This is a genomic window from Lysobacter daejeonensis GH1-9, from assembly GCF_000768355.1.
In the GTDB taxonomy this organism is placed as follows: Bacteria; Pseudomonadota; Gammaproteobacteria; order Xanthomonadales; family Xanthomonadaceae; genus Aerolutibacter; species Aerolutibacter daejeonensis.
On record NZ_AVPU01000002.1, the window covers coordinates 48,713 to 63,716 of the forward strand.

At 66.8% G+C, this 15,004-nt stretch carries 14 protein-coding genes; 8 read left to right on the forward strand and 6 right to left on the reverse strand.

The genetic code is table 11. The features are described from left to right. Nucleotides 1-170: 170 nt before the first annotated feature. From N800_RS01380 to N800_RS01400, 5 genes are read right to left on the reverse strand one after another with little or no spacing between them, the layout of a single operon-like run. Nucleotides 171-821: a response regulator gene (locus N800_RS01380; protein ID WP_036133994.1), complete on the reverse strand. Its 651-nt coding sequence runs from the start codon at nucleotides 819-821 to the stop codon at nucleotides 171-173. Nucleotides 822-852: 31 nt separating this feature from the next. Continuing rightward, nucleotides 853-1,578 (reverse strand): sensor histidine kinase, encoded by a 726-nt coding sequence (locus N800_RS01385; RefSeq protein WP_036133996.1) that lies wholly within the window; start codon nucleotides 1,576-1,578, stop codon nucleotides 853-855. After that, complete coding sequence (locus N800_RS01390; protein WP_036133998.1) at nucleotides 1,571-4,888, reverse strand: serine/threonine-protein kinase; 3,318 nt, start codon at nucleotides 4,886-4,888, stop codon at nucleotides 1,571-1,573. Before N800_RS01390 ends, N800_RS01385 begins: the two co-directional genes overlap by 8 nt. Continuing rightward, nucleotides 4,885-5,763, reverse strand: coding sequence for an FHA domain-containing protein (locus N800_RS01395; RefSeq protein WP_052107797.1), 879 nt, complete (start codon nucleotides 5,761-5,763; stop codon nucleotides 4,885-4,887). The genes N800_RS01390 and N800_RS01395 overlap by 4 nt, the downstream gene beginning before the upstream one ends. Nucleotides 5,764-5,819: 56 nt before the next feature. Continuing rightward, nucleotides 5,820-6,662, reverse strand: coding sequence for a DUF6689 family protein (locus N800_RS01400; RefSeq protein WP_036134000.1), 843 nt, complete (start codon nucleotides 6,660-6,662; stop codon nucleotides 5,820-5,822). Between the two features lie 294 nt (nucleotides 6,663-6,956). Between N800_RS01400 and N800_RS01405 the strand changes: the two genes are divergently transcribed. Next, entirely contained in the window at nucleotides 6,957-9,446 is a 2,490-nt protein-coding gene (locus N800_RS01405) for a S8 family serine peptidase (protein WP_198032441.1), read from the forward strand. Nucleotides 9,447-9,579: 133 nt separating this feature from the next. Continuing rightward, nucleotides 9,580-10,509 (forward strand): 2-dehydropantoate 2-reductase, encoded by a 930-nt coding sequence (gene panE / locus N800_RS01410; protein ID WP_036134002.1) that lies wholly within the window; start codon nucleotides 9,580-9,582, stop codon nucleotides 10,507-10,509. Here the strand turns inward: panE and N800_RS01415 are convergent. Beyond that, nucleotides 10,461-10,688 carry a hypothetical protein gene (locus N800_RS01415; protein ID WP_036134003.1) on the reverse strand — a complete coding sequence of 76 codons (228 nt, stop codon included), beginning with the start codon at nucleotides 10,686-10,688 and terminating at the stop codon, nucleotides 10,461-10,463. The genes panE and N800_RS01415 overlap by 49 nt on opposite strands. A gap of 432 nt (nucleotides 10,689-11,120) precedes the next feature. On the opposite strand from N800_RS01415, the gene N800_RS01420 reads away from it, so the two are divergent. The 6 genes from N800_RS01420 (at nucleotide 11,121) to N800_RS15135 (ending at nucleotide 14,982) form a co-directional block, all read left to right on the forward strand. After that, nucleotides 11,121-12,443 carry a tyrosine-type recombinase/integrase gene (locus tag N800_RS01420; protein WP_036134005.1) on the forward strand — a complete coding sequence of 441 codons (1,323 nt, stop codon included), beginning with the start codon at nucleotides 11,121-11,123 and terminating at the stop codon, nucleotides 12,441-12,443. Between the two features lie 74 nt (nucleotides 12,444-12,517). Next, nucleotides 12,518-12,757, forward strand: coding sequence for a hypothetical protein (locus N800_RS01425; protein WP_036134007.1), 240 nt, complete (start codon nucleotides 12,518-12,520; stop codon nucleotides 12,755-12,757). 266 nt (nucleotides 12,758-13,023) lie between these two features. Beyond that, nucleotides 13,024-13,743, forward strand: a complete 720-nt coding sequence (locus tag N800_RS01430; RefSeq protein WP_036134011.1) for a hypothetical protein — start codon at nucleotides 13,024-13,026, stop codon at nucleotides 13,741-13,743. Between the two features lie 105 nt (nucleotides 13,744-13,848). Further along, nucleotides 13,849-14,094 (forward strand): DNA-binding protein, encoded by a 246-nt coding sequence (locus tag N800_RS15520; RefSeq protein ID WP_084087052.1) that lies wholly within the window; start codon nucleotides 13,849-13,851, stop codon nucleotides 14,092-14,094. Nucleotides 14,095-14,158: 64 nt separating this feature from the next. Continuing rightward, a complete protein-coding gene (locus tag N800_RS15525) occupies nucleotides 14,159-14,383 on the forward strand; it encodes a helix-turn-helix domain-containing protein (protein WP_084087054.1) in 225 nt (74 codons plus the stop codon). 11 nt (nucleotides 14,384-14,394) lie between these two features. Beyond that, the gene (locus tag N800_RS15135) at nucleotides 14,395-14,982 is read left to right on the forward strand and encodes an HNH endonuclease (RefSeq protein ID WP_156962824.1); all 588 of its coding nucleotides are present in this window, start codon (nucleotides 14,395-14,397) and stop codon (nucleotides 14,980-14,982) included. Nucleotides 14,983-15,004 lie beyond the last annotated feature (22 nt).

Below are 15,004 nucleotides of genomic sequence, written 5' to 3' on the forward strand. Positions count from 1 at the left end.
GGCTGCGGCCAGGAGGCCAGCGCGAAGGGCGGGGAAGTGCATGCGAAGGACCTTGGGCGGATCGCGCGGAGTGCGCGTTGCCCAGCGTGGCCTTGCTGGTGGGGACTGCGAATCCGGAATCGCACCCAGACCGCCATGGGGATTTCCCCTATGCGCGCCGGCCCCTGGCGTTAGTCCAGAAGCCCCTTGCGGAGCGCGTAACGGACGAGTTCGGCGGTGTTGCGCACGCCCAGCTTGTCCAGCACTCGTGTGCGGTGGTTTTCCGCAGTCTTGGCGCTGATGTCCAGCTTGCGTGCAATCTCTTTCGTGGTCAGGCCTTCGGCGATCAGGTGGAAGACCTCACGTTCGCGGGCGGTCAGGCGTCCGTAAGGGTCGTCGACGCCCCGGTCGGGATTCTGCAACTGGTCGGCGAGGATGCGCGCTGCCTGCGGCCCGAAGTGCCCGCGGCCTGCCTGCAGGTTGCGCACTGCGGCGAGCAATTCCGCGGCGGCGCTATCTTTGACCAGGTAGCCGCTGGCGCCAGCGCGTACGGCCTGCAGCACGTATTCATCCTCCTGGTGCATGGTCAGAACCAGCACGCGGGTGTTGGGCAGCGCCTCCTTCAGTCGTCTGACCACTTCAATGCCGTTGAGCCGGGGCATGGACAGGTCTGCGACGACGATATCGGGGCGGGTGGCGATGGCCTTTTCGACGGTCTCGATGCCATCGGCGGCCTGGGCCACGACCTGCACGTCACCCTCCGCCTGCAACAGGCCGACGAGGCTCTCCCGGACCAGGGTGTGGTCGTCGGCAATCAGGATGCGGATGGGCCCCAGTGGCATGGCTCCACCCTGCGCGGGACGCCGCGTCACGTCAAGCGGGGGGCGGGGGTGCCAGGGGTACGGAGACGCGGACGCGGGTGCCGTGGCCGGGGGCGGAGCGCACGTCGAACTGGCCTTCGTACAGGCGCACGCGTTCGCGCATGCCGCCAAGGCCGCTGCCACCGGACTGCAGCGCAGCGGCGACGTCGAAGCCGTCGCCGTCGTCGATGACCTGCAACTGGGCGCGGCCTGCATGTTCCACCAGTCGCACCAGCACGCTGTGGGCGTGGGCGTGCTTGATGGCGTTGTTGAGTGCTTCCTGGGCCACGCGGAACAGCAGGGTCTGCACTTCACCGGCCAGCGCAGGGAGGGGCTCAAGATCGAGGACGATGTCGATGCCGCTGGCCTCGGACTGGGCGCGCACCAGCCAGCGCAACGCGGCCTCCAGTCCGAGGTCGTCGAGGATGGGCGGGCGCAGCAGGCGCGAGAGGTTGCGGGTGTCTTCCAGCGTATCGCCGCACAGGGCGATGGCGGCTTCAAGTTGCGCGCGCACGACGGTGTCTTCGACAGGAAGGGCGTGCGCTACCTGCGACAGGCGATGCTTGAGGGCGGTGAGGTTCTGGCCGAGTCCGTCGTGAAGCTCCCGCGCGAGGCGGCGCCGCTCGTCCTCCTGCACGCGCCACACAGCGCGGCCAAGGCGACGGAACTCGCGCTCGTTGCGTTGCAGGCGGTCAAGCAGGTCCTGGTACTGCTGGCGCAGCTGGGCAAGGTCATCCATGGGGCGGCTCCGCGGTTGGCGCCAAGGGGAATGCCTTGCGGATGGTGTTGTCGAAAGCAGCGCGGAGCGGTGGCGGGATGTGACGGCTTCGCACACTCCAGGCCGCTTGCGCACTGCGCGATGCGCTGGCCGCAGCATTGGCATCACCGGTGGCGCTCAAAGCCGTGGCGCCCATGGTGTGCAGGGCTGCCGCATCGAGGTGGTCGCCCTTGCGCAGCATGGGCACCACATCGCGATAGATCGCTGCGGCACGCGCAGGTTGCTGGCCATCCAGTGCCTGCTGCATGGCGATCCGCGACCAGTGCAGGCGCAGCGGCAGATGCCCGAGTGTCGCGGTGTTGCTTGCCAGTGAGGCGGCCAGCGGCGCGTGGCGAGCCCCTTGCAGCGCCGCCTGCAGGATCAGGCTGCGGACGCCGGAGGCTTTTGCCAGTTGCGTTGCGTCCTGCAAGGCCTCGGCCTCGGCGTTCTGGTCACCGCGCCGATGCGCCAACTCCGCGCGCAACAGGTCGGCGATGGCGCGCTGCTCGGTGGAGGCAGCGGCAATCTGCTTGGAAAGTCCTTCCAGCGCGCGACCGGCGTCCGTGTCGGCGTGGGCAGCCAGCAGTGCCTGTGCGCGCAGCAGGCCGACGTCCAAGAGTCCGCGATCGTCGTCACGCTGGCGGAAAAGCGCGGCGGCCTTGTCGGCCTGCGAAAGGGCATCGTCGACATGGCCCTGGAGCAACGAAAGCTCCGTGAGGTTGCGGTAACTGACGGCCGCCTCCTCCAGCATCTGCTGTGCTTCGGCGGCGTCACGGGTCTGCTCGAACAACTTGAGTGCTCCGGGCCATTGGCCGCGTGCCATGGCGACCAATCCCTGGTTCTGCTGAGCACGGATCCGGCCGGTGTCGTCGCCCAGCGTGGTGCTGGCCGTCGCTGATTGCGCGAGATAGGCCTGCGCGTCGTCGTAGTTGCCCAGCTGGAAGTGGGCGAAACCGATGTCGTTGAGCACCATGGCCGTGCCGCGCGGATCGCCAACCTGCTGCCACGTCTGTAGGGCGCGACGGAAGGCCGCGAGCGCGGCGGGGTAGTCACCCCGTTCTTCGGCCAGCAGGCCCAGCTCCTGTTCCACGGCCGCCAGGCCACCCCGGTCACCGAGCGATTCGTGCAGGCTGCGCGCTTGCTGCAGGAACGTGGTGGCTTCGGCGAACTCACCGCGCTGGCTCAGCGCGGAACCGAGGTTGCGCAGGCTGGTGGCGAGGCCCCGGCGGTTACCAACGCTTCGCCGCAGCTCCACGGCCTTGCGGTACTGCTCCTCGGCGTCGGCGTGTTGCCCCAGGCGGGCATAGCCGATGCCCATGGCATTGACGGTTTCGCCTTCGCCGTAGCGGTTGCCGCTACGCTTGTAGAGCACCAGTGCGCGGACCAGGTAGTCCTCCACCGCGCGCCGTGCGTCGCCGTGCAGGATGGAGAACTTGCCCAGTTCAAACCACGCGCGCGGATCGTTCGGGTCGCGGGCGGTGAGCCGTTGCAGGCGTTCGGTGGCGGCCTTGAAGTCACCGCCACCGCCCAATGCTCGCGCCCATTGCAGCTCGGCGAAGGTGTCGTCTGGCGTGGATTGCAGGCGCGCGCGCCACACCGCGGCGGCGGCTGGTGCATCGCCATCGAGCATGGCGCGGTCAGCCTTCAACCGCTGCATCATGGCCGCCGGTGCATTGCCCATCGAGGCTTGGCCGCGTTCGATGGCGTCGTACGCCACATCCTGCTCGCCAATCAGCTGCGCCACTTCGGCCTGTGCCATCCACGCGGCGGTAAAGCCTGGCGCCCGTTGGGTGGCTTCGCGCAACTGGGTCAGGGCATCGGCAGGATTCCCTCGCTGCCAAGCGGTGAGTCCGGTGCCATACAGGGCCAGTGCTTGCGTGTCGTCGGTTGCACCCAAGGGCAGGCTTGCCCCCAGCACGGGTTTCAGCGCGCCACCGGTGAGCAGGGCCTGCACGGCGCGAGCGGCGTTGCCGCCGGTTGCCTTGGCGTGCAGCGGCGCCCCGCCCGGCCGTTCCAACCTTGCCGAAGCCTGCCACTGCGTCCCATGGGTACTCACGTCGATCTGCAATGTTCGATCCGCGCCCACAATGCGCTGTAGCCCTGGTGCATCCAGGCGCGCGGTGCCCGACGGGTCCAACTGGCGGAGCGCTTGTTGCGTACGGTCCTCATCCACCACGGCAACGCCGGGTGCGGATGCCAGCGATTGGCGCAGCAATGCGGCCAATGCCGTGCGCTGCGCGGCATCCAGCGATCCATCGGGCGAGGTCACCGGCAACACCAGCAGGCGGTGCAGTGGAGCGATGGTGGCAACACCCCCGGGCGCAGGCCGCTGTTGCCATTGCCATATCGCAACACCGCCCAGCGCCACCGCCAACAGCGCTGCCAGTGTCAGCCAACCCGCGCGGCCCCAGCGCCACTCGCGCGGCACCTCGCGCCGGTCGATCGCGCGGATCACGTCATCCGCGCATTGCAATCGGTGCGCGGGCTGTGGACGCAACAGGCGGTCAACCAGTCGCACCAGCCACGGGGGCGTATCGGGCCGGTGGCGCGTGACCGGCGCCGGCGCGCGCACCATCCGCTGCGCCAGCGCTTCGCTGACGGTGGCGCCGGCAAACGGCATCCGGCCGGTCAGCATTTCGTAGAGGATCAGGCCCAGCGCATAGAGATCGCTGCGGGCATCGACCGCCTCGCCGCGCGCCTGCTCCGGCGAGAGGTAGTCGGGCGTGCCCACCACGGCACCGGTCTGGGTCAACCCTTGGCTGGCCAGCGAGCGCGCCACGCCGAAGTCGCTGATGTACGCATCGCCCGCGCGATCCACCAGCACATTGGCGGGCTTGAGGTCGCGGTGGATCACGCCGCGTGCGTGTGCGGCCGACAGGCCTTCGGACAGTTGCCGGGCGATGTGGATTGCGCGGTCGACCGGCAGTGGTCCCTCGCGGTCGATCAGGTGGTCGAGGCCTTCGCCGTCGACGTAATCCATGCTGATCATCCACTGGCCATCGTGCTGGGCGAGGTCGTGGATGCGGACCACGCGCGGGCTCGACACCTGCCGCGCCATCAGCAATTCCTGGCGGAAGCGTTCGAAAGCGTCGGAGCGGCTCGCCAGCTCCGGTCGCAGCAGCTTCAGTGCGACGGGCACATCCAACGCGGTGTCGGTGGCGCGGTACACCACGCCCATTCCGCCGATGCCCAGCATCGCCTCGATGCGGAATCGCCCGGCGAGGAGGGTGCCGGGCGACAGGTGCTGCGAGGTCTGGATGCTGGTGGCGGTGGGTTGCGCGGGGTCGGTCATGGCGCCGCCTCCGCGCTGTCGCGGTGCACGACGGTGCCCCAGCGTGGCGCGCTGTCGAGTGACTGCATGGCTCGTCGCGCCAGCAGCCAGAGGGTCGCGCTTTCGGCAAACGCCCCGAGCAGTTCAAGGTCGAAGTCGGTGATCGGCTCGCCCGCCTCGCGGCGATCGGCGTAGATGGCGCCTACGGTGCGGCCATGGTCGAGCAGCGGCAGGCAGACCAGGCTCTGCAACCCGCTGCCCGCCACCGAGCGCCGGCGCGCCAGCCACGGTTCGCGGTCGACATGGTTGACCACCACCGGTTGGCCGCTCTCCAGTGCGCGCTGCACGGCGCCCACGCTGCCGTGGAACACGGCGGGATCCATCGCGGCGGGGTCCAGCAGCAGGCTGGCGCACACCGCGAAGTCATTGGCGTTGGCCAGCAGCATGAAGCCGCGCGAGCAGCCGGCCAGTTCCACCACGCCGCGCAGCACGTCGTCCAGCAGCGAGTCGGCGTCATGGCGCGCCGCAATGCGGCGCGTGGCGGCCATCGACAGTGCCCGACGCTCCTGTTGGCGTTCGCGCAGGGACCGGGCCTGCGCGTCGTCGAACACTTCGAACTCGCAATGCACGTCACCCAGCCGCAACCAGGCGGTGTGTGGCAGCATCTGGCCGAGCGTGGCGATGCCGTCGATGAAAGTGCCGTTCTTGCTGCCCAGGTCGTTGAGGCGCCAGTGGCCGCCACCCTCGACCAGCTCGGCATGTGCACGCGATACGGAGGGGTGCGCCAGGACCAGGTCGCAATCCGCGCCACGGCCAATGCGAAGCCGCGCCCCCTCATCGACCCAACGGGTCAATGCGGCGGTATCGGGCGGATAGACGATCAGGCGGACCGGCATGGCCCCATCTTATATCCAGGACGGGGCGGCCGATGGGACGAGCGGCTTGCTATCGATTACTGCCCGTAGTCGCGCAGGTAGGCCACGCTGAAGCGCAGGGTGGCCGCGCCCGCCACCAACTCGCCGGCGTGGTTGGTCACGTCGCGGGTGGCGCGCCACTCATTCGCGAGGAAGTCGCCGGCCCGGGCCTGGGCGCGCGCCCGGATGTCGTCGATGGCGCCGATGGCCGTGTCATAGTCGGCCGCCGCGATCGCCGCCTGGGCGATGTCCAGCTTGGCCGTGAACGGCTGACGCTCGCTCAAGGGCAGGGCGCCGATGCGGTCGCGCAGGTAGCCGATCTTCTCGTTGATCACCACGCCGGTTGGGCGCAGGTCGGCCACGATCAGGAACTGGGAGAAACCGCCGTAGGTGGTGCGCGCACGCACGCTGCCTTGGGCGATCTCGTCGCTCACGTCGCGGAAGTTGCCGCCCAGCGGCGCCTTCAGCACGCGGAACGCGCTGCCGGGGACATAGGCAAGGGCGTGCGTGTGGATCTCCAGCCGGCCGGTGTTGCGGAAGCTCAGGCCGCCATTGGCCGGCGGCTCGATGGTGATCAACAGCGGCAGGGCGGCCGGCAGCGTTGTGAGGCTGGCGTCGGGCAGGCGTGCCAGCAGCGCGGTGTCGGTCAGGCTGACCTGCTGCACCGAGACGCCCAGGCTGGCAGGACTGAGGCCCGTCGCGTCCTGGAACGCCAGGGTGACGTCGGCCAAGGGGTTCACCGGATCGCCGATGACGATGCTGGCGTCATTGCCGGACGCATCCACCAGCACCGAAATGGAGGACTGTGCATTGGCCCACGCGCTCGCGGCGCACAGGGCGCCTACCGCCAACAGCTTCGAGGCCCAATTGAGGATCGCCATGCCACCACTCCCGACCAATCGCCCCCGGCTCATTGGGATATCCATTCCGGCGCGTCCGGGGGCTGGGCGGGCGGGCCACGCCGTTCCTGGCGGCGCCACCCAAGACTAACCGCACCGTGTGAAGAGTGTCTGTAGGGGATTTCACTCAGTGGCCCGGGCGTTCAGGGGCGGGACGGCCACTGAGGGAAATCCCCTGTTGCCCTTGGGGGGCAATCCGGATGGGAGCGGGGTTACGGGCTTCGCATGCTGGTCCCGTGCCCAGTTCCGGGCGCCAGCCACCGGAGTGCCCCGACCATGTTGTCCCGCCGTAGCTCCCGCCATGCCTTCCGCCTTTCCGCGATTTCCGTCGGCCTGCTCGCCAGCGGGGTCGCCCTGGCCGACGCCCACCTCGACCCGCAGCTGGTCTCCTTGATGCAGAGCGCCGGCGCGGCCGATGAACTGCAGATCGTGGTCAGCTACGAGCAGTCCGGCCCGGTGACCGCCGCCCAGATTGCCGCCCTGCGGCAGTTGGGCATCACCAAGGGCATCACCATGCGCACCCTGCCGATCGCCGGCGCGCTGGCTACCCCGGCCGAGATCCGCGCGCTGGCCCAGCGCGACGACGTGGCCTCGATCTACTTCAACGCCCCGTTGCGCTACTTCAACAAGGAAGCGCGCGAGATGTCCGGTGCCGCCCGCGCCGTGCAGAATCCGGCCGACTTCGGCCGCCCGGTGCCCTACAGCGGCAAGGGCATCACCGTGCTGGTCAACGACTCGGGCGTGGACGGCACGCATGACGACATCAAGTTCGGCGACCACCTGGTGCAGAACACCCAGGGCGTGACCAACCTGGCCTCGGTGGACAGCATGCTGCCCATCACCTACCTCGAAGGCATCCCCAACACCGACTGGGGGTCGGGCCACGGCACGCACTGCGCCGGCACCATCGGCGGCACCGGCGCCAAGTCCAACGGCCTGTATCGCGGCGTGGCGCCGGGTGCTGACCTGGTGGGATACGGCTCGGGCGCGGTGCTGCTCATCCTCGATGCGGTCGGTGGCCTGGACTACGCGGCCACCAACCAGTTCACCTACGCCAACACCATCCGCGTGACCAGCAACTCGTGGGGCTCCTCGGGCAAGTTCGACCCGATGAACCCGGTCAACATCTCCACCTATGAGTTGTACAAGCGCGGCATCGTCAGCGTGTTTGCCGCAGGCAACGACGGCCCTGGCGAGGACACCCACAACCCGTATGCGCAGGCCCCGTGGGTCATCTCGGTGGGCGCCGGCGAGAAGGACGGCGTGCTGACCTCGTTCTCCTCGCGCGGCAAGCGCGGCGAAACCGGAACCTTCACCATGCCCGACGGCCGCAGCTGGACCTACAGCAACGAACCCACCATCGTCGCTACCGGCGTGGACATCGTCTCCACCCGCACGCTGACCGGTGCACTGCCGGCCACCGAGGCGCAACACGATGCCGAGACGCTTGATCCGGCACACGTGCCGTTCTACACCCACATGAGCGGCACTTCGATGGCCACCCCGCACGTGGCCGGCATCGTGGCGCTGATGCTGGAAGCCAACCCGTACCTGACCCCCGCGCAGATCAAGGACATCATCGAGCGCACCGCGTCCAACATGACCGGGCGCCTGTACTGGGAGGCAGGCACCGGTCACGTCAACGCCTACGAGGCCGTGGCGGCCGCGGCAGGCCTGCGCAACGACCACGGCGCCACCGTCAACGCGCTGCGCGAGTTCAACGCCAACGCCGTACTCGCTGGCGGCGTGCCAAATGAGCCGTTCTCGGTGTTCTTCGCACCGGTCGGTACCGTGGAGGAGCACTCCTTCACCGTCGGCAGCGACATCGCATGGGTCTCGGCCCGCGCCACCATCGGCGAGAACACGCTGGCGCTGGTGCTGACCGACCCGGATGGCGTGAAGTACGGCTCGTCGATCGCATTGCCGGTGCTGGGTGACACCGTCACCACCGGTGCCCCCGGCAAGCCCGGCGTTTGGAAGGTGAGCGTGCGCGGCATTGGCTCGGTATCGGGCACGGACCTGGATCCGCTCAACGTCACCAACGGTTACGCCGCACCCGGCACGGTCAGCGGCGAGATCAGCTTCCTCAAGAGCGGTGGATACACCGGCATGGACGACGTGGCCAACCACGCGGCACGCCAGGCGATCGAGTACGCGGTGGCCAACCGCCTGGTCGATGGCTACTCGGACAAGAAGTTCCGCCCCGACCAGACCCTCAAGCGCAGCGAACTGGCGCAGTACCTGGTGATGGGCACGAGCGTCCGCCAGCACCTGCCGTTTGACGGCAAACGCACCATCAACGACGTCGATACCACCCACCCGGCCTATGCCTTCGTCGAATCGGTCGTGGCCCGCGGCGGTTCGCTGCGCGACCTCAGCCAGAAGCAGGACGCGGTGATGGGTACCGTCAACGGCGCGTTCCGACCGACCGACAGCGTGACCCGTGTCAGCCTGGCCTACTCGCTGGTGCAGTCGCTGGCGCTGCAGTCGCAGGCCCAGGCCTTCACTGGTGAGCTGACCGCGTTCTACGACGGCCGCCGCATCCCGGTGGAAGACGCCGCCAGCATCCCGGCCAGCCTGCGTGGCTACGTGCAACTGGCGCTGGATCACGGACTGATCAACGCGCGCTTCGCCCTGACCCAGGGGCCGTTCGACCTGCAGCCGACCCTGCATGCGTACTTCGACCCCGGCAAGACCGTGACCCGCGCAGCCTATGCCGTCGCCGCCGGTCGTTACATGGCCCACTACCAGAGCGCCGAAGACTAAGCGCACATCCAGAGCTCCAACCCCTTGGGCCCGGCACCGCCGGGCCCTTTCTTTTGCGTGCGACCAAAGGGCGACGGGTCAGCTCGCACGGCGCCGCTAAGATGATGGCCCACGGGCAATGGAGAGGTGGGTGATGCGGATCCTGATGGTGGGCGCTGGGGGCGTGGGTGGCTACTTCGGCGGGCGGCTGGCCGCCGCGGGCCGTGATGTCACCTTCCTCGTGCGCGAGGCGCGTGCGGCCACGCTGGCCCGCGATGGCCTGCGGGTGCGCAGCCCGTTTGGCGACATCGACCTGCCGTCACCGCAGACCGTTACGCGCGACACGCTCACGACGGCATTCGACCTGGTCATCGTGGGCTGCAAGGCGTATGACCTGGCGCCTGTGATCGACGACATCGTGCCTGCGGTGGGGCCGGACACGGCGGTCCTGCCCCTGCTCAACGGCATGGCCCATCTGGACGCCCTGGATGCCCGCTTTGGCGCCGCGCGCGTGCTGGGTGGCCAGTGCCACATCGCCGCAACGCTGGACGGTGAAGGCGTGATCCGCCACCTCAACCGCACGCACAGCCTGACCTTCGGCGAGCGCGACGGCAGCGACTCCGCCCGCATGCAGCGCATCACCGCGGCGTTGTCCAATACCGGGTTCGATGCGCGGCCCAGCGGGCACATCGTCCAGGACATGTGGGACAAATGGGTGTTCCTGGCCACGTTGGCCGGCGTCACCTGCCTGATGCGCGCCTCCGTGGGCGACATCATGGCCGCCCCCGGCGGGCGCGAGATCACCCTGGAACTGCTGGGCAACTGCCTTGCCGTCGCCGCCGAGGCAGGCCATGCGCCGGACGAAGCCGCCAACGAGCGCACCCGGCAATCACTGACGGAGCCAGGCTCAACGTTGACCGCGTCGATGCTCCGCGACATCCAGCGCCGCGGCCCCATCGAGGCGGATCATATCGTCGGCGACATGATCGAACGCGCTGGCCGTCGGCGCGCCAGCATCCCGCTGTTGCACATCGCCTATGCGCACTTGAAGGCGTACGAGGCCAGCAGGCTGCGCGCCAGCTGATTGCGGCGGTCATAGATCCGCACCTCCACGTCCGTGGCCTGCACCACGGTCATGGCATTGGCCTCTACCTTCGCTATCCGCAAGGCGTCGAGCAGGGTAGGGAAGCGACAGTGGCTGACGCGGTGGTCGATGGTGCGCGGCGCGGGCGTCGTGGCCCGGAACTCGACTCGGTAACCCATGGTCTGTCCTTGCTCCCGTGTGCTGTAGCACCGCATGGCCGGTGGGCGCGAGCGGAGTGGGACAAGGGTCACGCTTGGCGCGCGCGTTGTATGTAGGGGGATGTCGCGTCGTCGTGTAGGAAAATTCCTACAATGGCTATCCCCGTGCTACTTCGCGTCTGGGCGGATGGCCGCAAGCACCCAAAACGAAAAACCCCGCAGGGCTTGTCGCCTTGCAGGGCCTACGTTTCACGCTATCCACCGAAATGGTGGCCGGGGAGGGAATCGAACCCCCGACACGGGGATTTTCAATCCTTGCTACCGTTCGTCTGCTAGGTACGGGGATTTACGTACCCCTCTTGTAAATCATTAAGATACGACGCATTATCGCCCTAGGAGTACGAGGGTTTACGGGCATTCCGGTACCCCCTGCGTACCCCCAATGGGGATGGTATGCCGATCACGGTCAAGTTCACAGAAGCTCGCGTTGCCGCGCTGCGCTCTGAGGCGAAGCACGGCCGTGTCGAGTACCAGGACGAGCAGGTCTCGGCCCTTTGGCTCAGGGTGAGCCCGACGTCCGCCTCTTGGTACGTGATCAAGCGCATACCGGGCGGCCAGCGCCAGCGCGTTCTGCTTGGCAAGGCGGACGAGGTCTCCGTTGCGGCGGCGCGGGTCGAGGCCCAGAAGGTGATCGGTCGCTTGATGGCTGGTCAGGACGTCCAAAGCGAAAAGCGCGCCCGGAGGGTCACGCAAACCCGGGACAGCCTGACGCTATCTGAGGGGTTGGCCATCTACTTGGCTGAGCGGGACAAGCTCCGCCCGGCCACCAAAGCCACATACGAACGCGACCTCCGGACCACGTTTGGCGACTTCTGGGACCGCCCCTTGTCCGAATTGACCCCGGAACGGGTGCGCGACCGCCATAAGGACCGCAAGACCCGCGACGTACGGGCACAGGCCAAGGTCGAGAAGGCGGCGGACCGCAAGCGGATCAAGGCCAGCCCGTCCAGAGCGGACGGCGCGGTTAGGGCTCTCCGCGCGGTGGTCAATTACCTTCGCTCCGAGCGGCAATTAGACCTCCCTGACGTCGCGCGCCGCATTGTGGCTACCAAGGGTTGGGGCAACGTTCCCCGCCGGAAACGGGCCCTTCTTGGCGACGCGTTGGGCGAGTTCGTCGCATCCGTCCGAGCCCTGCCGGATGACCTGCCGCCGGATCTAACCGGGACTCAGCGCGACCTGACCCTATTCCTCCTGTGCACCGCCCTGCGCTGGTCGAGTGCGGCGGGCCTGCAGTGGTCGGAAGTGGACTTCAAGTCCAAGGCCGTGACCATCCCAGCCGACCGCATGAAGGGCAAGAAGGAACACACCTTGCCGCTGGGGCCGGCGATGCTGGCCATGCTCAAGCATCGCAAGTCCGAGGCGCGGTCCAAGGTCTACGTATTCCCCGGACTGCCGCACGAGGAAAGGGGGCTCACCCCCATTGGGCGGCTGTCCTCGCGCTTCCTGGCCAAGATCAAGGACGCCGAGGGACAGCCAATTACCTGGTCACCCCATGACCTTCGGCGCACGGCGCTATCCGTCCTGGAATCCATGGACGTATCTGCCTATGCCCTCAAGCGCATCGCTGCGCACAGCCAAGAATCTGACGTTACCGCTGGTTACTTGGCGGACGACGTCCACCGGCTACGCTCACCTATGGAGCGGCTTGAAACAGCGCTTCTGTCAGGAAAGAAAACTGCCCACGTGGTTTCCATAGGGCACAAGAGATCCGGCTAAGGCCGGTAACGGCGGAGCCGGGTGTTAGTGGCACCCGGCCCCGCCTCCCACGACCGTTCAGGAGGAGAACGACCATGGCAACAGAGATTGTAAACGACGCTCCCAAGGCCTTCGCTGGCTGGGATTCCTCGATCTATTTCGCATGGATGGAGGCATTGTCCGACCTGATGATGTGCGCCAATACGGAAATGCTGAGCAAGGAGACCATCCCGACAATCGGGGGGCTGATGCTGGCTCTAACGGGGGCGACGGGCGAGGTGACAGACCGTGAGTACAGCGAAGCCCGGGCGCGCCAGACACCGAAGGCGGCGTGATCATGGACGCTGACAACGTGGTTGGATTCGATCCGAGTCGCAGGCGTGAAGGGCGGGAGCCACCGCTAACTGATTCCGAGCTGTCGCAATTGCGCCAGTTGCTGCGGCAGCACTCCTGTGTTGTGGGCGAATGCCCCGTTGCCCGCCATATCCTGGCAGGCGACGAGAGTTGAACGACTATCCCGCACCTAGTCCGACGGGACGAAAAGTCGGTGACCCTGCCGGCCTGGTGCGGGACTCTTTCAGGGGCGCGGAGGGTTGCGCTTGTGATTCAGAAGAAGTTTTTCACGTGGTTCGACTTCTGTAAGGAACTGGGTGTCGATGGGGAAGCTGTCCGTCAGGCGGTTGCACGTGGCGAACTCCCCGCGTACCTGCACTTACGAGGCACTACCGCGCAGCTCCAGTTACTCTCGTTTCAAGGAGGGGTAGAGCCAGCAAGTGGCCACGGTGAAGTATCCATGTGGCACCGGACAGAAAAGCCATTTCCTGGTGCTGGCGGGAGCTACTACAAGCTCACGGGTTGGTTTCAGGTTGACCCCTACACGCTACGCCAGGCTGGATTGGTCGGCGAGTTTCGATCTACTCCCACGGTCCTGCCAGCGCCGGAGTGCGATGGGCTCAATGATGGCGACGTTTGGGAGCTTTCAACCGAGACGTATCACGAGTACGAGGGCGTGCCGTACTTCGAGGAAGATTGGACTATCGCACCAACCCTTAGCGACCTGTGGTTCCGCGATGAAACTTTGGCGAAATTGATGAGCGGATCAAAGGCGGGGCCAACAGACGCAAACGATAAGTCACTTACCACGCGCGAGCGAAATACGCTCCTGCGAATTATCGCCGGCCTGGCAAAGTACGCTGGAATAGACGTAACCAACGGCAAGGCGGCTGCGCAGATTGAAGCGGCCGTGGCCACTGCTGGGTTTGATGGCCCCAAGGAAAAGACGATCCGAGGCGTCGTGTCCGAGTTGGGCAAGCTGGACTAGGCCGGTAATTACTCAGTTAGTCGCGGTAATTCCCGACTAATGCGACAAAACCGCTATTGAATACGTTCCAACTCGGCCAACACTCGCCGGGATGGAGCAACAACGGTGGCACGCAACCTTCAGACGGTTTCACAGTTCGCGGGGGATACCCCGTTTACGGAAGCCCAGCTGCGCTGGTGGATCTTCCACGCTGATTCGAATGGCCTAGCTGAGGCCGGGGCGGTTGTCCGCATTGGACGGCGCGTCTATCTGGATACCGACGGCTTTGACCGTTGGATCACACGTCAAAATTCCGACCGTCAAAAATCTGACAGCGGGACGCCTGCATTGGAGGTCGCCAATGCCGGCTAACTGCCACTCAATCGGGGCCGGTTACGGCAACGGGACTGGATTTCCCGCCCCTAACGTCGTGCCTATGACGAAGCCCGACACTGAGAGCGACAACGCACCCCGCCGCAACCTTTCCGAACAGGAGGCCGCCGACTATCTGGGCGTCCTTTCCGTTCGGACCCTCCAAGACTGGAGGCGCAAGCGTACTGGTCCTGCCTATCTGCGACTTGGTCGGCGGGTGGCATATCCGGTAAGAGACCTGGACGCATTCCTGATGTCCGCGCGCGTCGCGCCAAAGGGTGCATCTTGAGGCCGCTGGATATGGGGCTGCATCCCCATCCGGTGCAGATCGCGGACGTTGTCCTCCACGAGCCATCGGGCTTCCTAACTTGGCCAGCCAAAGGGCTGATCTACGGCCGCAGTGGAGAGGTCATCGGGAGCGACTGCGCGGACGGTTACGTGCGCGTCGGTCCCCGCCAAGGGCTCACCAACTACCAATACCCGCACAGGATCATCTGGGAGGCGGTTCACGGGCGCATCCCGGAAGGCTATCAAGTCGATCATCTCAACGGGATCAAGCACGACAACCGTATTGCGAACCTGGACGCCGTGACTCAATCCGAGAACGTTCGGCGGGCAATCGCGATGGGGCTGGCACCCGTAGGTGAGGCGCGCTCGGACTCCAAGTTGACCGCTGAGTTGGTCCGCCAGATCAGGCGCACTACCAAAGCGGGGCAAAAAACAGTCGCACAGTGGGCCCGTGAGTTGGGCGTGGACCCCGCAACGATCCGCAGTGCGCGCGACGGCACAACCTGGCGTCACGTGGCCTGCCGAGGGCGGTCCCGTGGGGGGCTTAGTACCACCTTCGGTGGCCACCATCCCGGCAAGTCCCGCAGGAGGCCAAAATGACACGGGAAGCCTTCAAGAGCGG